The following is a 23,426-nucleotide window of genomic DNA, read 5'->3' on the forward strand; positions in this document are numbered from 1 at the left end:
AACATGGTGAGCCATGAAGGACTCGAACCTTCGACCCTCTGATTAAAAGTCAGATGCTCTACCAACTGAGCTAATGGCTCTCGGTTTGTGAAAAGTAATTCTGAAGAAGTTGTACTGCGTCAAACCAATCGCTTTAAAAAAGCTGGAACATCGCATCCTAACAAGTTTCAGAGACCTTTGCAACAACGAGATTTATAATATCATAGAGTAATTACATATGGCAATACGTTTTTCGACATTTTTTTAAAAAAAGTGTCGGATTTGATATCTTCTGTTAAACCGCCTAATCCTGCAAGCGCCTTCATTCAATCAATGGCTACTGCCCAATCCAGCACACAGAAACGTTTGATTCCGACCAATATTGGTTATACAAGAAACAAACAGCATGGTGATTGAAAAAGGAGGAAGCATAGGATGAGTTCATTTAAATTAGGAGATAAAATGCCCGATTTTTCACTGCCAACAGTGCAGGGCGATCACATTGAGTTTTACAAACATTTAGAGGAGCATCAAAGCTGGCACCTCATCGTTTTCTTTAGAGGATCATGGTGTCCAGTATGTGTCGAGGAATTAAAAGAGCTGGAAAAACAGCAATCCTATTTTCAAGAAAAGGATATTCACTTAATGACGATTTCAACGGATAACCCTAAAGACTTGAAAGAATTTGCAGACAAAGAGGGACTTTCTTTCCCCATCATGTCTGACCAAGACCTCACATCATTGAAAGCCTATGAAGTCTTCTATCACGGGGAAGATGCCCCATATGAAGATCACGGGGTGCACGGAGAACCTGCCTATTTCTTATTAAATGAAAAAGGCCAAGTCCTCTATCAGCAAAGACAAACAAGTCCATTTGGCAGACCGCACGCCAACGAACTGCGCAAAATCATTCAATACATTCGTAAAAATTTAAAAGGCCAATATAAAAGCCTGAAGTAAGGAAAAAGCCCTCGTGATGAGGGCTTTTTTTATGAACGTCTTTTATTATATAGCCAATCTGCGGTGAAAAAAACAAAGAGACCCGCCATGAGAATGATAAAAGTGACAGGTGGTTTATTACCCTGGAAATACTTGTACAGCGCATGCCCTCCTAATGCGAGAAGATAAAAGACAAATGCAGTTACAGCTGCTTTATGTGTATTCACTTGTTCTCTTTTCGTCGTTTTTTTGAAAAACATTGTATCTATTCCCCTTTAAGATGCTTTCTTCATTGTCACACGGCGAAGTGCCCGTGATCGGATATACTCCATTGGCCCAATTCGCCAGACGTGTAAGCAAAGGGCTGAAATGGCGATTTGCAGCAGAGAGATCAACAACCATGACAAGACGATAAGGGGGGCGTTGATTTGCCCGCCAAGACCCAATCCCCAGCTGTAAAAAAGAAGCGAGCAGATGACATTTTGCAGGATATAGCAGCTAAGCGCCATTTTCCCTACATATTCAAACCAAGTCCACATGAACCATGACTCCGTGCGTGCTAGAAGCTTCGCCACGACAGCAATATAGAAAATAGAGAGGAATGGCGAAAACACATAGCGCACCACGAATTCCACTATGTCATTTGGTACAAAGACGAGCGCATTCAGCGGCAGTCCAATCCACAAACCCATTCGGAACAATGTTTTCCGTAGAGTTTGCCCACGCTCATTTGCATAAAATACACCGGCTCTCATCATCCGCACACCTAATAAAAACAAAAAGGTATTCATTGGGATAATAAAGATTGCTTCTTCTCGGTACATCAAAAAGTACTGTAATCGGTCTTGAACTTGAGATATCCATGTCTCCGGCAGTTGTTCTTCGTACGCTGGTTCACTGCTCTCGTCATAGGATTCATTTTCCAATTCAGAGAAAGAAAATACAACGAGAAAAGCCGTCACCAACAAATGAATGACACCCGAGACAATCATGCCTTTTTTGATGCGCCGACTTCCTCCACGGACAATAAACGCCACAAGCAAACCCGTGACGGCGTAACTCATGAGCACATCATATTCCATCACTAGCGCAAAATGGACAAAGCCTTCAATAAATAAAAATAAAAGAATCCATAAATATGTACCCGGCCAAGTCGTATTTTTTCTTTTCGCCTGCTGGTATTTCAGCTCTAGCCCTACACCAAACATGATTGTGAGCAGCGATAGCATTTTGCCATAAACGAACATAGAGACAAGACTTTCAAGAAAACTACCATTTTCATATTCATCCGCAATCTGATCTGTCGCAAAGGTATCCCCTGCGTATGCAAAAAACCAGACGTTTGTACCCAATGTACCTAATATCGCAAAACCTCGTAAAATATCTAATAATCGTATTCTTTCTTTCACTAGAACGCTCCTTCCTTTTTATACAGTTATCACATTTTGGTAATGACAGGAAGAGCGTTCCGTAGAAATTAAGGAATATTTAAACAAAAAAAGACACCAGTAAAATGTGTAATTTTACTGGTGTCTGATCAGTCTATAATGATGGACGGTACACGCTGCGGACAACGTTCGTTTGGGAACGGTCTGGTCCGACTGAGAAAATAGAAAGTGGAATACCTGTTAATTGTGAAATGCGCTCTAAGTAATGACGGGCATTTGCAGGCAGTTCACTTAAATTCTTCACGCCTGTAATATCCTCTGTCCAACCTGGCATTTCTTCGTAGACAGGTTCACATTTCGCTAATTCATTTAGACTTGCTGGGAATTCTTCAGTGATTTCTCCGTTCAATTTATAAGCAACACAGATTTTCAATTTCTCAATCCCTGTCAGTACATCGATAGAGTTAAGAGATAAATCTGTAATTCCGCTCACACGGCGCGCATGACGGACAACAACACTGTCAAACCAGCCAACACGGCGCGGGCGGCCAGTTGTCGTACCGTATTCACGGCCAACTTCACGGATTTGATCGCCAATTTCATCATGGAGTTCTGTCGGGAATGGGCCATCACCTACACGAGTTGTGTAAGCTTTTGATACGCCGACCACATGTTGAATTTTCGTAGGACCTACACCAGAACCAATCGTCACGCCTCCAGCCACTGGGTTAGATGACGTCACGAACGGATATGTTCCTTGATCGATATCAAGCATAACGCCTTGTGCCCCTTCAAAAAGAACACGGCGGCCTTCATCTAGAGCATCGTTCAATACAACAGATGTGTCCACAACATATTTTTTCACTTGCTGACCATATTCATAATACTCATCTAAAATATCTTCAATTTTGAAGCCTTCTGTGTCGTACATTTTCTCTAAAAGACGATTTTTCTCTTCTAGATTACGGGCAAGCTTCTCTTCAAATACTTCACGATCTAATAAATCTGCGATACGGATTCCGACGCGGGCAGCTTTGTCCATATAAGCTGGTCCGATTCCTTTTTTCGTCGTACCGATCTTGTTAGCCCCTTTCCGCTCTTCTTCTACCTCGTCCAATTTTAAGTGATAAGGCAGAATGACATGGGCTCTATTGCTGATTCTGAGGTTATCTGTACTCACATTCCGTTCGTGAAGATACGCAAGCTCAGTGACCAACGCTTTAGGATCAACCACCATTCCATTACCGATGACACAAGTTTTCTCTTTGTAAAAAATACCGGACGGAATGAGGTGTAGCTTGTAAGTCACTCCATCAAATTTGATTGTGTGACCTGCATTGTTTCCCCCTTGATAACGGGCAATCACCTCTGCATTTTCTGAAAGGAAATCGGTAATTTTCCCTTTCCCTTCGTCACCCCACTGCGTACCTACTACGACTACTGAAGACATATCGTGCACCTCCGTTAACCTTTCAAAACGTTATCTCTTTCAAACACATTTATTTTATCAATGGACAATGAAAAAGTCAACGTGAAATCCGAACATTAATATCTTGAAATCAAATTTTGTTCGTTTTACATGTGAGGAAAAGCGCTTTAATTGCTCATTCTACGCTTAAACAAGAAGATTTCGATCAAAATTACTGTTTTTCTCATTTCCGTTTGTTCAGTGATTTTCAATCAATTGAATCATCGAACTTGCCATAAAGTCGGGTGAATATGGTCTACCTTTTCTCAGCCACCACTCAGCTGTTCCAACATAAGCAGAAATGACAAATTGCTTCTGCATTTCGAGAGGAACGTGTTGTCGATCAGGTGGTGAACCTGTAACTTCTTCTAGCCCTAAAGTAAAGCTTTCTTCAAAAAAAGCACCGGCTGTCTGATGAATATTAAGCTCTCTTCCCCTTTTCAAGAGAATCTGATACTCCTCTTCATGTTCCTGCAAATGCTGATAAAAGCGATAAATATACACATATGCTGCATGATCGCTCTTCCACTCATTTTCATGTACAGGAGCAAAAATAGCGGTTTTCATGACATCAAACATCTCATCCATGACCTGCTGAGCTAAGTCAAACTTATCCTCATAATGCTGATAGAAGGTTGTGCGATGGATCCCTGCCTTGTTCGTCAAATCTTGTACAGAAATCTTCCCCCATTCCTTCTCCTTTAATAACTGAAATAACGCTTTTCTTAATTGTTGCTTTGATTCAGTTGCGCGCTTATCCCCTCTGTAGCAGTCCGCCACAAGCCGCTCTCCCCTTCCCATTTTCTTCAACAGATTTCGCTTTTCTGTTGGTTGAATCCTTTCTCCTGATGAATTACCTTTAAATCTAACACAGTAAAAAAAAGGAATCATCTGACAACCCATAAGGAGTGATGATCATGGAAACAACAACACCTAGTGCCGTTCAAAAAGCGTTATTAAGAGGGAAAAATAAGCAGGACCCGTATCACCCATTTGATTGGTACGCCAAAATGCGTCGAGAATCCCCTGTTCATTTCGATGAACACAGCCAAACATGGAGTGTCTTCACCTATGAAGAAGCAAAGCGCGTCACCATCGATAAAGATACCTTTTCTAGTCAACCTCCTCAAGACCACCGGAAACATTCACTGATGAAAACAATGGTCATGATGGACCCGCCAAAACATACACGAATCCGTTCCATTGTGAGCAAAGCTTTTACACCCCGGGTGATGAAATTGTGGGAACCACGCATTCAAGAGTTAATGGATGATCTCATTGCACAAATAGAAGGTAAGGAAGAGATTGATCTTGTTCAAGACATCTCCTATCCGCTTCCTGTCATAGTCATTGCAGAGCTTTTAGGTGTGCCAACAGAACATAAACAATCCTTTAAAGAATGGTCCGATATTCTCGTCAGCATGCCTAAAAGTGAACATGAAAAAGATGTCGTTGAATGGCAGAAAACACGGGATCAAAGCGAAGCGGACATGATGGCGTTTTTTGCTGACATCATTGAAGAGAAGCGGCAGAACCTTAGTGATGATTTGATTTCGCTTTTAATTCAAGCGGAGGAAGATGGAGACAAGCTGTCCGCAGACGAATTAATTCCTTTCTGCAATCTTCTCCTGTTAGCAGGCAACGAAACGACCACCAACCTGATCTCCAATATGATCTTTAGTTTGTTAGAAAATCCGAGGTCGTATGAAGCGCTCGCTCAATCACCTGACCTCATTCCTCGTGCTGTTGAGGAGGCTGTGCGTTTCCGTGCCCCTGCGCCTACCATTGTCCGGTATGTCACAGAAGACACCGAACTTGGAGGGAAAGTCTTGAAAAAGGGAGACAGTGTGATTGTCTTTCTTGCTTCTGCGAACCGGGATGAGCGTCAATTTCCAAACGCACATGAGTACGATATACACCGGCACCCTAATCCTCATATTGGCTTCGGCCACGGTATTCATTTCTGCCTAGGCGCACCACTTGCTCGCCTGGAAGCCTGCACTGCCATCAAAGCCATACAGTCACGATATGAATCACTAGAGCTTCTCTCTTACGTCCCAATGACAAGCAGCGGTATGTATGGACTAAAAGCACTGAAGCTCCGTGTCACGCCTCGTTCCTAACAATCTGAGGCTCCCACGAGATGGGAGTCTTTCTTAATCAGGTGTAATTCCTTCTGTATTCATGAGCACCACTCGATATCCATCTGGATCTTCAATCGTCACGCCTCCTCGATCCCAGTACGGGTTCGTAGAGGTGACATGCCGTCCGCCAAATGCGATCAGTCTCTTTTTCATCTGCTGAAATTCTTCTTCATCCGGAATATAGAATACAAGCAGCTGCTCTGGGTGGGGAACAGGCAAGCTTTCGTCTTCTTCATGTTTGGTGATTTCCAGATGAACATGCTGGTGAGGAAGCCCAAGCATGACCCCATCATACCCTTCATGCTGATCAAATGAGCCTATTCGTTTCAGCCCTAAACCTTCTTCATAAAAAGAAACAACCTCTTTCATGTTGACGGTCGGACGTGCGATGCGTAATTGAGCGGCTTCGAATTGTTGAAACTTCATCAGTCATCACTCCTTTTCTCTCCCTTTAGTATACGCTCTCTTTTTCTTCCACTCCTCCTCATTTCGACTGTTTTTCAGTCATTCTTTCGATGTAGATGGATCAAAAAAGCCCAGCTTCTTGAGCTGGGCTTTAAGCACCGGGCGGAACACCCGCATCGTCAAATCTTCTTTCTAAGTTGACGAATTTGTTATATTCTTTCACGAACGCCAGTGATACCGTTCCAACTGGACCGTTACGCTGTTTCGCAATAATAATTTCAATAATGTTCTTATTCTCTGATTCTTTGTCATAGTAATCATCACGATAAAGGAACGCCACAATATCGGCATCCTGCTCAATACTTCCTGATTCACGAATATCAGACATCATCGGACGTTTGTCCTGACGCTGCTCTACCCCACGAGAAAGCTGTGATAAGGCAATAACCGGCACTTCAAGTTCTCTTGCTAGTGACTTTAAAGCCCTAGAAATTTCAGATACCTCTTGCTGACGGTTATCGCTTGATCGTCCACTCCCTTGGATGAGCTGTAAGTAGTCAATCAGGATCATGCCAAGTCCGTTTTCTTGCTTCAAACGGCGGCATTTCGAGCGAATTTCACTGACTCTAATGCCAGGTGTATCATCAATGAAAATCCCACTGTTTGATAGCGAACCCATCGCCATTGTCAGCTTACCCCAGTCCTCTTCTGTGAGATTACCAGTTCTTAGGTTTTGTGCATTGATATTTCCCTCGGCACAAAGCATACGCATGACCAGCTGCTCAGCGCCCATCTCTAAACTAAAGATGGCGACACTTTCATCTGTCTTGGTCGCGACGTTTTGTGCAATATTTAACGCGAAGGCTGTTTTCCCTACGGACGGACGAGCCGCTACAATAATCAAGTCATTTCGCTGGAAGCCAGCTGTCATCCGGTCAAGCTCTGAGAAACCCGTTGGAATCCCAGTAATATCACCTTTTCGATTATGAAGCTGTTCAATATTATCATAAGTCTGAACAAGAACGTCTTTAATGTTTTGGAAAGCTCCTGAGTTTTTACGCTGAGCCACTTCCATAATGGTTTTTTCAGCATCACTCAATAGATCTTCTACTTCATCCTCACGCGTATATCCATCCTGTGCAATGGTTGTCGCTGTACGGATCAGACGTCTTAAAATGGATTTTTCTTCTACAATTTTTGCATAATATTCAATGTTTGCGGCAGTTGGGACAGAGTTCGCAATATCGGTTAAATACGAAATCCCGCCTACCTCTTCTAGTAAGTCTGTATTGGCAAGTTCTGATGTCACCGTGACAAGGTCAACCGGTTCCCCTCTATCACCAAGTACAAGCATCGCATTGTAAATCTTTTGATGCGACATTCTATAGAAATCCTCTGGAATTAATACTTCAGAAGCGAGCGTTAGCGCAGATGGTTCTAAAAAAACAGCACCTAATACGGCCTGCTCGGCTTCTATATTTTGCGGCGGCAGCCGGTCATCGAGAAGTTCCGTCATGCCAAGCACCGTCCTTTCATAAAAAAATACGCTACTCATCATTTTAACATTTTCATCAATAAAAAAGTGAAAAACATCAACTATAGTCAAAATTACCATGTGGATGTTTCGTTGAACAGCGAAACAACACCCTTCAAATAGAAAAGACTCTGTAACATAAATTGTTATAGAGTCCTTTGTATCGCTAATGGAATTTGTAGCTGTTGTTCACACATGTAATCGATACTCCAACATGGCATGAACACGCACATGATCAAATATTGAAAATATCAGGTGCGTTTTTTAATCTATCGTTTTCTTAACTCCGTAATTCACCTTTTGGCCAATGTCATATAAAGACCCGTTTTCATACCCAATAGATAGCACCAAATCAGGAATAGAATCATATCCGTTTTTGGCTAAGTCAAAGAGTTGTGCACCATAATGTGATGCAGCAATGCGGGCATTTTCTGCTGTGTATGGGTTTTTCAGAAGTTCTTCTTTGTAGATATCAAAAATATTCGCTCCGGTATCCGTTACAAATTGACCGTTTACAATGCTTAAATCTTTTAAATTGTAGCCTGTCACCGTTTTGATTTGATTGACAAGGTGAAACTTTGCAAGTGAATCCGGCGTGAATTGAGTCGAATCATCATTTCTACTTTTCATAATATGGAAAAATAGTTCTCTTGTATTGTTGCTTGTATTTAATATGTCTTCTATTTGTTTGATCAGTGATTCATCAGTTGATCCACTCACCACTAATTTGAAATGATTTGGGTCAATGGTAAAAGTTAAATTGGCGTTTTTAGGAATATTCAAACCATTGGTAGAAAACAAAGCTTGCAGTTGTTCGTTCACCTTTTGACGATTTAATAGTTTCTTTTCGACACTTTCTTGGGTAGGGTCGTACCGTTTTTCATTACGGAAGATAGCATCATTGAAGTCATATTGTCCACCTGTTCCAGAATTAGCCCATCCAATTTCCATCGTATAAGCAGCTTCTCTCTCCACTTTAGTTAGATCACTTCTGAAATAAGGAGAGTGTTGATTTCGATACTTATCAAATATGTGACCATGAGGATCTTTGAATCGTTTATTTTGTTCATTTATTTTTTCGTATTTTTCATCTAATATTTTCATTCGTCTATCAGATTCGGTCATCACTTCGTTTGTACTTTTAATAGCTGATTGACCTTTAGAGTCTATTTGGTTCAAATTGTTCGAAGCACGGGCTGTGTATGACGTATTAATATTCATTTTGATTCTCCTTTTTTAAGAAAATAGTGATTATTAAATATATCGGCATTTCAGTTAAAATTTGTTAGTTTAATGTCGATATAGTAATTATTACAAGGGGGGTTAATATATGACAAATACTATCTTTAAACATTTGTTATTACCATCATTATTATTGGCGCTTGTTACTAGTTTTTTTGTACCTACGTCAGCGGAAGCAGCTATTACAGGGAATAACAGTCCTAACACTGCAAGTTCAATGGGATATTGGAAAAATAATCGTTCAGACACGACAATCTTACCTGAAGGTGAAAATGAAGCGTATTATCAGTTCACAATTAATAAAGGTGAAAGGGTTTATGTACGAAGTTCTTATAATAAGCAATATACGGGTATGAAAATCGAGGTGTATAATTCGAAGGGTTCTAAGCCAGGTTCCAGGGTGATTAATCCTGATTCAGTCACACCCTTTATTTTTGCAAATACTGGTGACGTGACTTCAACTTCAGAAACTTATTTTGTGAAAGTAACCCGTGGTACATATACAGGGAATATGTATTTTACTGTTTCCATTGAAGATCGTATTAAATCTGGAAATGGGACATTCAATTTTTCGGGGACGGCTACCAACTTGGGGAATTCATCTTTAAATTTTTTAGGGGTTGATTCTTCTGTCATTACAATGGATTTAACGAACAATTCTTCAATTCCTAAAAATGCAATCGTTAAATCAATTACGACAACTAGCACTCAAACACCCAACCAAGGGAATGTCACACACAAACTGATGGCTAGTGATAATAACATTTGGTATCAATCACTTTTCTCCTCTGCAACAAGTGGTTCTTATCGTATATCTCTGGATGATCAATTAAGAGTCGCTCAAAAATGGAGCTTTAAGTACAACGCAAAAGCTACAGCGAGATCTACTATGAGCAATGTCAAAGCCGATATCCGTTACGAATATGATGTCACAGATGGATTTTAAGTGAATGATGTTAACAGATATGTACACCAATTGATCAAAAAGTAAGGGCACATCCCTTACTTTTTTTATTGCCTCATTTTTGATGTTATATGTTATTTCTTCACTCTACAGTGCTTGTCATGATTGCTTCACTGCATGATATTCTTCCACTGTAAACGTATTTTTCAGCTTGGGCTGATTTTCAAGCAGATTTAGCCTCAGTTTTCCTAATGGGAGTTTCATTCTACCTACATTCCCTGCGATCTTGTCTTCCATAGAAAAATTGTCTATGAATTTACGCATGATATTGAATAAGTTGTGAATTAAAAACACTAACTTCCCCCAAAATCCACCTCTTTTTTTCTAAAAATACAAGAAGGTCTATAGACTTATTTTACTCAAAATTATTTCAAGAAGAAAAACCTATATTTAATCCTGATTCAAACAGAAGAAAATGGTAAATATTTTGAGACTGTCAAGGTTTTTTGACATTTCTACTCTGTTTTAATGACACAATCCGGCATTCTCTATTTCCAATCATTTGGTAGTTAGTTAGTCCTTTATTTTCTGAATATTTAGATCAAATTATGGATTATACAACTTTATGAACATTTGACTTCCTAATTGATAAACATTATCATTTGATTTGCTTGCGTGATAATTGAGAATCATTTTCATTTAAATTTTTATTACTACACTCATCCAATATCCGCAAGCCTGCTTTTATCATCATATGAGGTCAATTTGAGAAAGGGGATTTTTCACATATGGCCAAACGCACTGAAGGAATGGGTACTGATGATTCACTTTTTGGAGAAAGCAGTCCTTTTTTTATACATGGGACGGAGCAACTAGATATCACAACACACCCATACAGACTTTTTATATTTAAACCGAACACCACTCCTCCTGCAACTGGTTTTCCAGTCATGTACGTGCTTGATGGGAATTCACTTTTTGGCACAATGGTCGAAGCCATCCGTTTACAGTCAAGAAGACCTGAAAAAACAGGTGTCGTACCTGCTATTATTGTTGGAATTGGCTATCAGACAGAAGCGCCCTATCATCCGCTTAGGCATTATGATCTCACTCTTACCGGCCCTGACGTTTCCATTGGAGGTAAAAGAAAGGACTTCTCCATCCATACATATGGAGGCGCCTCTGCTTTTTTTTCTTTTTTAGAAAAGACGGTTAAGCCATACATTGAGCAGCGCTTTCCGATCAATCAGAGTCGTCAAACACTATTTGGCCATTCTCTTGGCGGACTTTTTGTATTACACACACTATTTGAGCACCCTGACGCTTATCAGACATATATTGCGGGCAGTCCTTCTATCCACTGGAACAAAGAATTATTTCTAGAAAAAGAACACCAATTTACCAACCGCATCCGTCAAGTGCCTATGAATGTAAGGCTACTTGTAGGTGTAGGTGAGTTAGAAAAACATCATCCATGTCAAATGAATGCTCATGCAAAGTCTCTAGCCAATCGTATGCTGCCTTTATCCTCGTATGGCTTGCATACGACCTATCACGAATTTCCTGAAGAAGGACATACGTCTGTTTTACCGGTGCTGATGAATGACGCTTTTCGTTTTGCATTTTATCATCAAGATCCTTTAACAACTACAGACTTGAAAGAAAGGTAGTGAACACATGAAACAGAGTGGTCTGTCTCATAAAATTGCCCTTATTACAGGCGCAGGACAAGGTATCGGACAAGCAGTCGCAAAGAGACTAGCCGATGAAGGTGCGATCATTGCAGCAGTTGACACAAATGAAGATCAGCTGCAAAGCACCGTGCAGAAGTTGAATGATAAAGGCATACGTGCCTTTGCCTATCTAGGTGACATTACCGATCAAGCATCTGTTCAGCACATTGTCGATCAAATTGAAAAGCAGCTTGGCCCTATTTATTTACTGGTCAATGTAGCAGGCATTCTTCGTATCAGTTCGATTGATCAGATTAGTACAGATGACTGGCACCAAACCTTCGCAGTCAATACACATGGTCTCTTTTACGTATCCCAAGCTGTCTCCACATACATGATGAAAAGATCAGAGGGGGTCATTGTGACTGTCAGTTCTAACGCAGGTGCCATTCCTAGAATGAATATGGCTGCCTATGCCGCTTCAAAAGCAGCAGCTACTTCCTTTACAAAAACGCTTGGATTAGAGCTGGCTACCTATGGCATCAGATGCAACGTCGTCTCTCCCGGCTCTACCGCAACACCTATGCAATGGGCTTTATGGTCTGATGAGCAAGGAGCAGATCAGGTGATTAAAGGTTCATTAGAGACGTATAAAACCGGTATTCCTTTACAAAAAATCGCTGACCCTCAACAGATTGCTGATGCAGTCATCTTCTTTGCATCTGAGCAATCCAGTCATATTACGATGCAGAATCTCACAATTGATGGTGGTGCAACACTCGGAATTTAGCATTTTATCAAAAAGGAGGCCTTTTCATGAAACATTCATTATTGTCGACAGAAGAAAAAGTACAGTTGATCCAAGACTATCAGCCAGGCGCATTTTTCCTTGCTTCTCCTAAACGAGCGTTACTTGCAGAGGGGATATTCCAGCATATTAAAACCAATCAACTCGATGAACTATCCACAAAGGTAGCCCATGTTTTTGAGACTGCCAAACAAGCTGGTATTCAAGCACCGATTGTTGCTGGTGCTGTTCCGTTTGATCCGGCACAACCCGTTCGTTTAAATGTGCCAGTCCATGTACAGTTTAGTGATCCACTCGAATTTCATCAAGGTGAGGAATCAGAAGTGACATCACCATCCTATGAGGTGACACCTGTCCCTTCTCCTGAAGTCTACATGAATGGTGTGAACGAAGGGTTAGCTAAAATTGAAAAAGGAGAGCTTAGCAAAATCGTCATTTCTCGATCTCTCCATCTCAAATCAAATCAAGACATTCATACGAAAACAATACTCGAACGACTGGCTCGTCATAATACAAATGGCTATACATTTGCTGCAAATGTAGCTGATCCGAAATCTTCCCAAAAGCGCACACTTCTTGGGGCAAGCCCTGAGCTGCTTCTTTCAAAAACTGGTTCAGCTGTGATTTCCAATCCACTCGCTGGTTCTCGGCCACGCAGTTCAGACCCCTTAGAAGACCAGCGTCGTCACGATGAACTTCTTACTTCTGCAAAGGATTTACACGAGCATGCAGTAGTTGTCGATGCTGTCACTAAAGCGCTTGCTCCTTACTGTCATACGTTAGATGTACCTGCATCACCATCCGTCATACAGACAGAAACGATGTGGCATTTATCTACTGTGGTCAAAGGTGAATTAACAGATTCCAATGTGTCCTCCATTGATTTAGCACTTAGCCTCCATCCAACACCCGCAGTATGCGGAACACCTACAGCAGATGCACGTGAAGCCATTCAAGCGATTGAACCCTTCGATCGAGGATTTTTCACAGGAATGGTCGGCTGGGCAGATGCAAATGGTGATGGAGATTGGATTGTCACCATTCGCTGTGCAGAAGTTGAAGGTCACTCCCTTCGCCTCTTTGCTGGTGCAGGAGTGGTCAAAGGATCAAAGGCAGAAGAAGAGCTAGCCGAAACATCTGCAAAATTCAACACGATGCTTCATGCGATGGGCATCCATCAGCTATAAAAACACATAGGAGATGACAAAAGACATGTTTGTTCAACCACCTACATGGCCAGAAGAATTTGCAAAACGCTACCGTGAAAACGGCTGTTGGCGTGGAGAAACCTTTAGCGGGATGCTTCGTGAACGCGCCGTATCGTTAGGGAATAAAACAGCGATTACATACGCCGATACACACATGAGCTATCAAGAACTTGATGAGCGCGTCAGCAGTCTTGCCGCCGGTTTTCATCAGCTTGGAATCCAAAAGGGAAGTCGAGTTGTCTTGCAGCTTCCTAACATTCCTGCTTTTTTTGAAGTCGTTTTCGCTTTATTTCGTATCGGTGCTTTACCCGTCTTCTCACTGCCATCTCATAGAAGCAGTGAAATCACTTATTTTATTGAATTTGCCGAAGCAGACGCATATGTCATACCAGATATCGATGGCGGCTTTGATTATCGATCACTCGCACGTCAAGTGAAAGAAAAACTTCCCTCATTACCTCATGTCATTGTTGCAGGAGATGCTGAGGAATTCCTAGACTTGGATGAATTGCGCAAGGACCCAGCGCTCGATCCACAAATACATGTAGAGGCAAGCGACATTGCGTTTCTTCAGTTATCTGGAGGCAGCACAGGCCTTTCTAAGCTCATACCTCGTACACATGATGACTATATTTATAGCCTTTGGAAAAGCAATGAGGTGTGCGAGCTCACACAACATAGTGTGTATCTAGCCACACTTCCAGTTGCACACAACTATCCATTAAGCTCGCCTGGCGTTCTTGGGACATTATACGCTGGTGGAAGAGTCGTTCTTGCACCTGGATCAAGCCCTGATGTCGTCTTTCCACTCATTGAAAAAGAACGGGCGACCATTACCGCTGTCGTTCCACCAATTGCATTGATTTGGCTCGAAGCCGCTCCTCATCGATCAGATGACTTATCGAGTCTTGAGGTCTTACAAGTCGGTGGTGCTAAATTAAGTGCTGAGGCAGCAAAACGAGTGATGCCTGCCCTTGGGTGTAAGTTACAGCAAGTTTTTGGCATGGCAGAAGGTCTGGTCAACTATACCAGATTGGATGATCCTGAACATGTCATTATCCATACACAAGGACGCCCGATGTCTGAATATGATGAGGTACTAGTGGTAGACGATGAGGACAAGCCCGTCCCGAATGAAGTGGCTGGACACCTTTTAACAAGAGGACCTTATACGATTCGCGGCTACTATAAAGCCGATGAACAAAACAAAAAAGCATTTACACCCGATGGCTTCTACAGAACAGGTGACATCGTGCGATTAACCAAAGAAGGAAATGTTGTTGTAGAAGGCAGAGACAAGGATCAAATCAATCGTGGTGGCGAAAAGGTTGCCGCTGAAGAAGTTGAAAACCATTTACTTGCGCATCCTGACATTCATGATGCCGCCATGGTGTCCATGCCAGATCCATTTCTTGGCGAACGCTCATGTGCCTTTGTTATTGCGAAAGGAAACAACAAACCAGCACCGCATGTCTTAAAGTTATTTCTAAGAGAACGCGGGCTCGCTGCCTATAAAATTCCTGACCGCATTGAATGGATTGATGCGTTCCCACAAACAGGTGTAGGCAAAATCAGTAAAAAAGCATTAAGAGAATTAGCTGCAATCCATACTGCCAACGTATAAAAAAGAGGAGTGAAAACCATGGCAATCCCTACTATTCCTGCGTATCCAATGCCAAGCATACAAGATTTACCTGAAAATAAAGTGAATTGGATCCCTGATCCGAAACGTGCTGTCCTGCTGATACATGACATGCAGCAATATTTTTTAAATGCTTTTCAACAAGATACTTCACCGATTACAGAGTTAGTGCAGCATATTGAACAATTACGTGATACATGCAAAGAACTCGGCATTCCAGTCGTCTATACAGCTCAACCTGGTGATCAAGACCCGAAGGATCGTGCCTTATTAACAGATTTTTGGGGACCTGGTCTTGGTGATGATGAAGCATTGACAAAAATCATTGATCAGCTTGCTCCATCTGAATCAGATACAATGCTGACAAAATGGCGTTATAGCGCATTCAAAAAATCCAACTTTTTAGATCTTCTTCACGAAGGCGGACGTGATCAACTGATCATTACTGGCGTATATGCACATATTGGATGTATGCTGACAGCCGCAGAAGCATTCATGCTCGATATTGAAACCTTTTTTGTCGCCGATGCCGTCGCTGACTTTTCACTTAAGCATCACAAAATGGCGATGACCTATGCAGCTGAACGCTGTGCGGTCACCACAACGACAAACCAAATCATTCGTCGTTTAACAGGACAGGAAGCAGATGGTGATGATTTATCCTTCGATGCTATCGTTCACCAAGTAGCTGAATATCTGCAAATCGAGCCGAATGAAATACCGCTTGACGAAAATCTTGTCTACCTTGGGCTTGATTCTATCAGAATGATGAGTCTAGCGGAAAAGTGGAGACAGCAAGGAGCGGCCATCGATTTCGTTGATCTTGCAGCAAATCCAACGCTCGTGTCTTGGCGAGCTCTTCTTTTCCCAGAAAAACAGCCATCTATCCCAAATATCGATTACTTGTAAAGGAGGTATAGACCCTTGTCGATCCAGCCAATCGATTCATTCCAACTAACCGGTGCCCAATCAGGCATTTGGTATGCGCAGCAGCTTGACCCATCTAACCCTATTTTCAATACAGCTGAGTATATAGAAATTAAAGGTTATATTGACCCCATACACTTTGAAGCAGCCATTAGAAAGACTGTCTTAGAAGCAGATTCCTTGTATATGCAATTCGTTGAGGATACTGACGGTCCAAAGCAATGGATGACATCTAAGAAAGAGATCCCATTTCAATATGTCAATTTACAAAATGAAAAACAGCCGTTTGATGCGGCTAAAGCATGGATGAAAGCCGACCTTTCCACACCAGTCTCTTTAGAGAAAGATGTATTATTCCGTGAAGTGCTTTTTCAACTTGCTGACGACCGATTTATTTGGTATCAGCGCATTCATCATATTGCCATTGATGGATTCGCCTTTTCGCTCATTGCACGTCGTGTTGCTGAGGTCTATTCAGCCCTATCGCAAGGGACACCTGTGCCTCCTCAAACATTTGGAGCTTTACATGATGTAGTCCAAGAAGAGATCGCTTATCAACAGTCCAATCGATTTGAAGATGATCGAGCATTTTGGAAAAATCGTTTTGCTGATCAACCGGAAATTGTCAGCCTTGCTGAGCTTGCCCCAAGAACGTCGGATCATTTTATCCGGAAAACGGCTAGATACGATGCCGAAAAGGTAAGCAAAATGAAAAAAAACGCCCAAGCCTTCGGTGGTACGTGGCATGAAATGATTCTTGCCGCATCCGCACTCTATATGCATCGTATGACGGGTGCACATGATATTGTTTTAGGATTACCTGTGATGATGCGCCTTGGATCGTGCGCTTTGCAAACACCTGGAATGGTCATGAACCTGGTACCGCTTCGTTTAACATGCAAACCAGAAATGACGCTCTCAGCACTTGTTCGTCAAGTATCTGATGAACTGAAAGCCATTCGTCCTCATCAACGATATCGTCATGAAGACATGCGGAGAGACTTTAAGCTCATCGGAAGAAATCAACGATTATTCGGTCCACAGATCAATATCATGCCATTTGATTATGATCTCAAGTTCGATCAGAGCATTGGTCGAGCACACAATCTTTCAGCAGGACCGGTAGATGATTTATCGATCAACATATACGACCGTGCGGATGGAAACGGATTTCAAATCGACTTCGATGCAAACCCTGCCGTTTACAAAGAGACAGCCGTTGACGCTCATCAACATCGTTTTCTTCAATTGCTGGAGGAAATAACCGGACTAGAGCAAGATCAGACAATCAGTCAATTCAACCTTCTTTTGTCTGAAGAAAAAGAGAACATTCTCAAGCACTGGAATGATACAAAACGAGAATTACCAAAAGAATCATTACGGGAACTATTTGAAAAACAAGTGAGCAAAACGCCGCAAGCAAAAGCATTACAGTTTGAAGGAATCATTTTGACCTATGAAGAGTTGAATCAGCGGGCAAATCAATTAGCTCATTATTTGAAAAATCGTGGCATTGGACCAGAACAATTCGTCGCAATCGCTCTGCCTCGATCCATCGATATGGTCGTAAGTCTATTAGCCGTCGTCAAAACGGGAGCCGCATATCTGCCACTAGACCCTGATTATCCTAACGATCGTGTCGCCTATATGCTAGAAGATGCTAAACCGGCGTGCTTGCTCACAATCAATGAGACAGCAGATGGTTTGGACTATCCGCACATCGTTCAACTGGATGATGCAACTGTTCATCAGGAGATAGCAGGCAGTCCGCATCTCAATCCTACATGGAGCGAGGGCTCTCCACATCACCCCGCCTACATCCTCTACACGTCAGGATCGACAGGCAAACCAAAGGGTGTTGTTGTAACAAAGCGAAATGTAATCAACTTTATATTGTCCATGCAAGACTCATTTTTATTAGATCAAGGAGACCAGCTTTTAGCGGTAACGACCATAGCCTTTGATATTTCCGGGCTAGAAATGTTCCTCCCACTCTTACATGGGGCAGCTATTTTATTGGCAAAAAAAGAAACGATACAAGAACCAGCAAAGCTTTCAAACATGATTCGTTCTCATCAGGTCACAATCATGCAGGCAACACCAACGTTGTGGCATGCATTGGCAGATGAATACCCTGACGCGATCACAGGTATGCGTGTTCTTGTTGGAGGAGAAGCACTTCCTGCCTCCCTTTTGCACACACTGCAATCTCTTCAATGCGACATTACCAATTTGTACGGACCTACAGAAACGACGATCTGGTCTACGATGGAAAATGTCACAGCACACCGGGAGAATAGCGGGCCGGCAATTGGTCAACCCATTTGGAATACGAGCATTTACATTTTAGATGAAGGACTAAACCCAGTCCCAGCAGGATCAATTGGTGAACTTTATATTGCAGGTGAAGGAGTATCAAGAGGATATCTTGGACGATACGACTTAACGGCAGAACGATTTGTCGCTGATCCGTTCGGCACAAAAGGCACGAGAATGTATCGCACTGGTGATTTAGCCAGATGGCGTGAAGATGGTTCGATTGATTATATTAGCCGCGCCGATCATCAAATTAAAATTCGCGGCTTCCGTATTGAACTGGGTGAAATTGAAACCGTGATTATGCAGCATCAAGCTATAAAGCATACATCTGTGATCGTTCGTGAAGATCAACCTGGGCAACAGTTGCTTTGTGCGTATGTTGTGCTGACAGACGACTCAGCTCTTCACCCTTCAGAGCTCAGGCAATTTGTGGCTGCATTACTTCCAGACTACATGGTGCCTTCTGCTGTTGTCTTTTTGCCGGAACTGCCACTTACACCAAACGGCAAAATCGATCGCAAAGCATTGCCGGTGCCAAATATGTCTTTAGTTAGTTCCGAGCGTACACCTAGAACACCCCAAGAAGACATGTTATGTAGTTTATTTGCAGAAACCCTTGGCGTATCTCAAATTGGCATAGATGATAGTTTCTTTGACTTAGGTGGACATTCTTTACTTGCCGCTCGTCTGCTTAGACGTATACGCGATACATTTGGTGCAGACCTAAACATGAGTACCATTTTTGAATCACCTCGGGTTGCTGAACTTGCGCAGCACTTGGACAAAGCGAAGGACATTCGGCCGCCGCTTCAGGTAGAAAACAAGCCAGATGAGATTCCGTTATCCTTTGCTCAGAAACGGCTCTGGTTCCTTCATTGCCTTGAAGGGCCAAGTCCAACTTACAATATTCCACTTGTCATTCAACTGACAGGTACACTAGATCAACAAGCTCTAACTGGTGCTTTGGCAGATATCACTGAAAAACATGAAACCCTTAGAACCATTTTTCCAAATAAGAATGGCATGCCAAGACAGGTTATTTTACACCCAAAAAGTGTTCAGCCTGAACTCCACGTCACAGCTTCAAGCGATCAACAAATTGAGAATCAGTTAAACGAAGCCATTCGCTATAGCTTTCAGATTGAAGAAGAACCTGCACTTCGAGCTGAATTATTCACGCTTGATGCAAACCGATCCATACTGCTTCTATTGCTGCATCATATCGCTGGTGACGGCTGGTCACTTGCACCATTGACACGAGACTTAGCGGCTGCTTATGAAGCCCGTATACAAGGAAAATCCATCTCCTTGCCCGCGGAACCTGTTCAATATGCTGACTATGCTATATGGCAGCAGAAGCTGTTGGGCAGTGAAGAAAAGACGAATAGTCTATTTGCTAAGCAGCTAAGCTATTGGACAGGCGCATTACATGACCTGCCAGAAGAACTGGAGCTTCCCTATGACTTCCCGCGTCCACAGGAAGGAAGCTTTAACGGTGCTACGATCGACTTTACGATTGAGCCCGCTTTACACCAGCTCCTTCTTGAGCTTGCAAAGCAGCATCAGGTGAGTTTGTTCATGGTGCTTCAAGCATCCCTTGCAGCATTACTGACACGTCTTGGAGCGGGGACAGATATCCCAATCGGCAGTCCAATTGCTGGACGGAATGACGATGCACTTGACGATATTGTCGGATTGTTTGTGAACACACTAGTATTACGTACAAATACAGCTGGTAATCCAACCTTCAGTGAGCTATTGAAGCGAGTGCGAAACGTTGACTTAGCAGCCTATGAGCATCAGGATCTGCCATTTGAACGGCTAGTGGAAATCCTAAATCCAACCCGCTCCAGATCACGGAATCCATTGTTCCAAGTGATGCTTGCCTTCCAAAATACACCGAAGGCGGAAATGAAGCTGACACAACTTGATTCGGATCTCTACGTAAAACCAGTGGGATCAGCTAAATTTGATCTGACCATCGAATTGACAGAACAAAGAACTGAAACTGGATCAGCAGCAGGATTAACAGGTTTGTTTGAATTCAGCACAGATGTATTTAAACAAAGTACCGTTCGAGCAATCGCTGACAGAATGAAGCGCTTTTTAACAGAGATAGCTGAGCGCCCACATCTGCCGATTGGTCAAGTGAACATTTTATCAGATCAAGAACGACAAACATTTCTCCCTGACAAACAGACATTCGCTCAGTCAGACCAAGCACCTAATCTCCCGGCCTTATTGGAAAAAACGGTGCAGCAATTCCCTGATCGAGTGGCTGTAACGGATGGCAAGAGGCAGCTTACTTATCAAGAGTTTAACAACAAAGCCAATCGTCTTGCTCATTTATTAATAGAAAAAGGCGTTGGACCAGAACAGTTCGTTGCACTTGCTCTGCCTAGATCAATTGATATGCTCGTCAGTTTATTAGCCGTTCATAAAGCAGGCGCTGCCTATGTTCCGCTTGATCCTGATTATCCAGCAGATAGACTGGCATACATGATACAAGATGCCAACCCAGTTTGCAGCATCACAACAAAAGCAGCTGCATTGCATCTCCCTGCTGACTGCGATTTGATTTTGTTAGACGAAAAAGAAACAATTGATCAATTGCTGACTACGCCAAATCACAATCCGGCTGATATAGATAGAATTGAGCCGCTATCTTCTCTGCATCCGGCCTATATTATTTATACGTCCGGCTCTACAGGGAAACCAAAAGGAGTGGTCATTCCACACCAAAATGTCATCCGTCTTCTGACATCTACTGAACATTGGTTCCATTTCGATGAAGAGGATGTTTGGACAATGTTCCATTCATATGCCTTTGACTTTTCAGTTTGGGAAATATGGGGACCCCTTTTATATGGCGGGCGACTTGTCATTGTTCCTCATACCATCTCTCGTTCTCCAGAAGAGATGATGCAGCTTCTAGTCGATGAAGGTGTGACTGTACTTAATCAAACACCTTCCGCCTTCTATCAGCTCATGCAGATAGACAAGGAACAACAAACACTTGGTCAAGCATTATCACTCCGCTATGTCATCTTTGGCGGTGAAGCATTAGAGCTTAGCAGATTAGAAGATTGGTACAGCCGTCACTCAGACTGCAAGCCAAAATTAATTAACATGTATGGCATTACAGAAACCACCGTACACGTTACGTACAATGTACTCAATCGAGACATGATCGCAAAGAAATCCAGCAGTTTAATAGGCGAACCAATTCCTGATTTACACGTGTACGTACTAGATGAATACCTACAACCTGTTCCACCTGGGACAACAGGTGAAATGTATGTAGCTGGAGCTGGTTTGGCAAGAGGTTATCTAGGCAGGCCTGACCTGACCTCAGATCGATTCCCTGCCAATCCTTATGGAGCACCTGGCACAAGGATGTATCGTACAGGCGACCTCGCTCGATGGACAGAAGAAGGGGCACTTGATTACATTGGTAGAGCTGATCATCAAATTAAAATACGCGGGTTTAGGATTGAACTTGGAGAAATCGAAGCCGTTCTATCACGCCACGACGCAGTTGCACAAGTTGCCGTCATTTTGCGAGAGGATCAGCCTGGTGACAAACGCTTAGTCGCATACATCGTCACAACTGAAGAAGAACGTTTCGATACAGAGGCTCTTCGCCATTTTGCGGCAGCCAGTCTTCCTGATTACATGGTGCCTGCGGCTTATGTACAGATTGATACGATGCCGCTTACAGCAAACGGGAAGCTTGATCAAAAATCACTACCGGCACCTCAATTGCATATACAGCAAACGGATGGCCGCGGACCAAGAAACCCGAAAGAGGAAGTTCTATGCCACCTCTTTGAAGAGGTGCTTGATTTGCCAAAAATCAGCATTGACGATCGCTTTTTTGACATTGGCGGGCATTCCTTACTTGCGGTTCGTTTAATCAGCCGCATTCGTGATGCACTTGGTGTGAAACTGAGCATCGGAACGTTGTTTGAAGCACCGAACGTTGCCAGCTTGGCAGAGAAACTAGAAACAGGAAGCGATGAAAACGCACTAGAAATTTTACTGCCGCTACGAACAAATGGAGAAAGACACCCTCTCTTCTGTGTTCACCCAGCAGGTGGTCTTAGCTGGTGCTATGCAGGCCTCTTGAATACATTAGAGAAAGACATCCCTATTTATGGATTACAGGCACGAGGAATCGCAAGAAAAGATGACTATCCGCATACACTAGATGATATGGCTGCCGATTATATTAAGCACATCCAAACGATTCAGCCAAAAGGCCCTTATCATCTACTTGGCTGGTCACTTGGCGGAAACGTTGTACAAGCAATGGCTACTCAACTCCAGCAGCAAGGTGAAGAAATCGCTCTCGTTGCGATGCTGGATGCCTATCCAAACCATTTCTTACCGATTAAAGAAGCACCTGATGAAGAAGAAGCACTAATCGCTCTTCTTGCACTCGGCGGTTATGATCCAGATACCTTAACAGGTGAACCGCTCACAATGAAAAGTGCTGTCGACATCTTGAAGAAAGACGGCAGTGCACTAGCAAGCTTAAGTGAGGATGCCATTAGAAATCTAAAAGAAACCTATGTCAACTCAGTGCGATTGCTCGGGGAATATCAGCCAAAAACTTATCAAGGGGACATATTATTCTTTAGATCTACCATTATCCCAGACTGGTTTACACCGATTGATCCCGAAGCATGGGCACCTTATATCAATGGAACCATTGAACAGCACGACATTCATTGCCGGCACAAAGACATGTGCCAGCCTAAACCCCTAGCAGAAATTGGTGTCATCTTAGACAATGCTCTGCACCGGGTCAAACAAAAGCACTAAGAATAAAGGAGAGATGACA

General features: G+C 42.7%; 17 protein-coding genes and 1 tRNA gene. 9 read left to right on the top strand and 9 right to left on the bottom strand.

The annotated features are described in order from the left end of the window. Positions 1-4 precede the first annotated feature (4 nt). Positions 5-80 (bottom strand) — tRNA-Lys (locus tag ACNO7B_RS18675). A 334-nt stretch (positions 81-414) separates the two neighbouring features. Here ACNO7B_RS18675 and ACNO7B_RS18680 point away from each other — a divergent pair. Then, the gene (locus tag ACNO7B_RS18680) at positions 415-939 is read left to right on the top strand and encodes a peroxiredoxin family protein (protein WP_148779905.1); all 525 of its coding nucleotides are present in this window, start codon (positions 415-417) and stop codon (positions 937-939) included. 29 nt (positions 940-968) lie between these two features. Here ACNO7B_RS18680 and ACNO7B_RS18685 read toward each other — a convergent pair whose 3' ends face one another. The 4 genes from ACNO7B_RS18685 to ACNO7B_RS18700 form a co-directional block, all read right to left on the bottom strand. Further along, complete coding sequence (locus ACNO7B_RS18685) at positions 969-1,178, bottom strand: hypothetical protein (RefSeq protein ID WP_417901827.1); 210 nt, start codon at positions 1,176-1,178, stop codon at positions 969-971. Between the two features lie 15 nt (positions 1,179-1,193). Next, positions 1,194-2,327, bottom strand: a complete 1,134-nt coding sequence (locus ACNO7B_RS18690) for a DUF418 domain-containing protein (protein WP_410684096.1) — start codon at positions 2,325-2,327, stop codon at positions 1,194-1,196. A 133-nt stretch (positions 2,328-2,460) separates the two neighbouring features. Continuing rightward, positions 2,461-3,756 carry an adenylosuccinate synthase gene (locus tag ACNO7B_RS18695; protein WP_007497400.1) on the bottom strand — a complete coding sequence of 432 codons (1,296 nt, stop codon included), beginning with the start codon at positions 3,754-3,756 and terminating at the stop codon, positions 2,461-2,463. Positions 3,757-3,972: 216 nt separating this feature from the next. Then, positions 3,973-4,554 (bottom strand): TetR/AcrR family transcriptional regulator, encoded by a 582-nt coding sequence (locus ACNO7B_RS18700; protein WP_417901828.1) that lies wholly within the window; start codon positions 4,552-4,554, stop codon positions 3,973-3,975. Positions 4,555-4,691: 137 nt separating this feature from the next. Here ACNO7B_RS18700 and ACNO7B_RS18705 point away from each other — a divergent pair, with 137 nt between their 5' ends. Continuing rightward, positions 4,692-5,897, top strand: coding sequence for a cytochrome P450 (locus tag ACNO7B_RS18705; RefSeq protein ID WP_410684092.1), 1,206 nt, complete (start codon positions 4,692-4,694; stop codon positions 5,895-5,897). 33 nt (positions 5,898-5,930) lie between these two features. Here ACNO7B_RS18705 and ACNO7B_RS18710 read toward each other — a convergent pair whose 3' ends face one another. The 3 genes from ACNO7B_RS18710 to ACNO7B_RS18720 all read right to left on the bottom strand — a co-directional run bounded on the left by ACNO7B_RS18710 (position 5,931) and on the right by ACNO7B_RS18720 (position 9,078). Next, positions 5,931-6,344 (bottom strand): VOC family protein, encoded by a 414-nt coding sequence (locus tag ACNO7B_RS18710; protein WP_017359894.1) that lies wholly within the window; start codon positions 6,342-6,344, stop codon positions 5,931-5,933. 130 nt (positions 6,345-6,474) lie between these two features. After that, a complete protein-coding gene (gene dnaB / locus ACNO7B_RS18715) occupies positions 6,475-7,839 on the bottom strand; it encodes a replicative DNA helicase (RefSeq protein ID WP_003214779.1) in 1,365 nt (454 codons plus the stop codon). Between the two features lie 282 nt (positions 7,840-8,121). Continuing rightward, positions 8,122-9,078 (bottom strand): DUF4885 family protein, encoded by a 957-nt coding sequence (locus ACNO7B_RS18720; RefSeq protein WP_410684089.1) that lies wholly within the window; start codon positions 9,076-9,078, stop codon positions 8,122-8,124. Positions 9,079-9,187: 109 nt separating this feature from the next. On the opposite strand from ACNO7B_RS18720, the gene ACNO7B_RS18725 reads away from it, so the two are divergent. Further along, positions 9,188-10,045 (top strand): hypothetical protein, encoded by an 858-nt coding sequence (locus ACNO7B_RS18725; protein WP_181891337.1) that lies wholly within the window; start codon positions 9,188-9,190, stop codon positions 10,043-10,045. Between the two features lie 117 nt (positions 10,046-10,162). Here ACNO7B_RS18725 and ACNO7B_RS18730 read toward each other — a convergent pair whose 3' ends face one another. Beyond that, positions 10,163-10,357 carry a hypothetical protein gene (locus ACNO7B_RS18730; RefSeq protein WP_138826795.1) on the bottom strand — a complete coding sequence of 65 codons (195 nt, stop codon included), beginning with the start codon at positions 10,355-10,357 and terminating at the stop codon, positions 10,163-10,165. A gap of 434 nt (positions 10,358-10,791) precedes the next feature. On the opposite strand from ACNO7B_RS18730, the gene ACNO7B_RS18735 reads away from it, so the two are divergent. The 6 genes from ACNO7B_RS18735 to ACNO7B_RS18760 are packed head-to-tail and all read left to right on the top strand — an operon-like array spanning position 10,792 to position 23,407. Continuing rightward, positions 10,792-11,673, top strand: coding sequence for an alpha/beta hydrolase (locus tag ACNO7B_RS18735; RefSeq protein ID WP_410684087.1), 882 nt, complete (start codon positions 10,792-10,794; stop codon positions 11,671-11,673). Positions 11,674-11,680: 7 nt separating this feature from the next. Further along, positions 11,681-12,466 carry a 2,3-dihydro-2,3-dihydroxybenzoate dehydrogenase gene (locus ACNO7B_RS18740; RefSeq protein ID WP_079919794.1) on the top strand — a complete coding sequence of 262 codons (786 nt, stop codon included), beginning with the start codon at positions 11,681-11,683 and terminating at the stop codon, positions 12,464-12,466. 26 nt (positions 12,467-12,492) lie between these two features. After that, on the top strand, positions 12,493-13,671 hold the full coding sequence (gene dhbC / locus ACNO7B_RS18745; protein ID WP_417901829.1) for an isochorismate synthase DhbC: 1,179 nt from the start codon (positions 12,493-12,495) through the stop codon (positions 13,669-13,671). Between the two features lie 25 nt (positions 13,672-13,696). Beyond that, positions 13,697-15,316 carry a (2,3-dihydroxybenzoyl)adenylate synthase gene (locus tag ACNO7B_RS18750; protein WP_417901830.1) on the top strand — a complete coding sequence of 540 codons (1,620 nt, stop codon included), beginning with the start codon at positions 13,697-13,699 and terminating at the stop codon, positions 15,314-15,316. Positions 15,317-15,334: 18 nt separating this feature from the next. Further along, complete coding sequence (locus ACNO7B_RS18755; RefSeq protein WP_410684085.1) at positions 15,335-16,243, top strand: isochorismatase family protein; 909 nt, start codon at positions 15,335-15,337, stop codon at positions 16,241-16,243. A 15-nt stretch (positions 16,244-16,258) separates the two neighbouring features. Next, the gene (locus ACNO7B_RS18760) at positions 16,259-23,407 is read left to right on the top strand and encodes an amino acid adenylation domain-containing protein (RefSeq protein ID WP_417901831.1); all 7,149 of its coding nucleotides are present in this window, start codon (positions 16,259-16,261) and stop codon (positions 23,405-23,407) included. Positions 23,408-23,426: the final 19 nt, after the last annotated feature.

The sequence above is a fragment of the Bacillus sp. AK25 genome (assembly GCF_048270685.1).
Classification (GTDB): Bacteria; Bacillota; Bacilli; order Bacillales; family Bacillaceae; genus Bacillus; species Bacillus altitudinis.

What these genes read in the sequence shown, in the direction of transcription:
- ACNO7B_RS18680 (WP_148779905.1), top strand. Translation starts at nt 415, where the DNA reads ATGAGTTCATTTAAATTAGGAGATAAAATGCCCGATTTTTCACTGCCA.
- ACNO7B_RS18685 (WP_417901827.1), bottom strand. Translation starts at nt 1,178, where the DNA reads ATGTTTTTCAAAAAAACGACGAAAAGAGAACAAGTGAATACACATAAA.
- ACNO7B_RS18695 (WP_007497400.1), bottom strand. Translation starts at nt 3,756, where the DNA reads ATGTCTTCAGTAGTCGTAGTAGGTACGCAGTGGGGTGACGAAGGGAAA.
- ACNO7B_RS18705 (WP_410684092.1), top strand. Translation starts at nt 4,692, where the DNA reads ATGGAAACAACAACACCTAGTGCCGTTCAAAAAGCGTTATTAAGAGGG.
- ACNO7B_RS18710 (WP_017359894.1), bottom strand. Translation starts at nt 6,344, where the DNA reads ATGAAGTTTCAACAATTCGAAGCCGCTCAATTACGCATCGCACGTCCG.
- dnaB (WP_003214779.1), bottom strand. Translation starts at nt 7,839, where the DNA reads ATGACGGAACTTCTCGATGACCGGCTGCCGCCGCAAAATATAGAAGCC.
- ACNO7B_RS18720 (WP_410684089.1), bottom strand. Translation starts at nt 9,078, where the DNA reads ATGAATATTAATACGTCATACACAGCCCGTGCTTCGAACAATTTGAAC.
- ACNO7B_RS18725 (WP_181891337.1), top strand. Translation starts at nt 9,188, where the DNA reads ATGACAAATACTATCTTTAAACATTTGTTATTACCATCATTATTATTG.
- ACNO7B_RS18735 (WP_410684087.1), top strand. Translation starts at nt 10,792, where the DNA reads ATGGCCAAACGCACTGAAGGAATGGGTACTGATGATTCACTTTTTGGA.
- ACNO7B_RS18740 (WP_079919794.1), top strand. Translation starts at nt 11,681, where the DNA reads ATGAAACAGAGTGGTCTGTCTCATAAAATTGCCCTTATTACAGGCGCA.
- dhbC (WP_417901829.1), top strand. Translation starts at nt 12,493, where the DNA reads ATGAAACATTCATTATTGTCGACAGAAGAAAAAGTACAGTTGATCCAA.
- ACNO7B_RS18750 (WP_417901830.1), top strand. Translation starts at nt 13,697, where the DNA reads ATGTTTGTTCAACCACCTACATGGCCAGAAGAATTTGCAAAACGCTAC.
- ACNO7B_RS18755 (WP_410684085.1), top strand. Translation starts at nt 15,335, where the DNA reads ATGGCAATCCCTACTATTCCTGCGTATCCAATGCCAAGCATACAAGAT.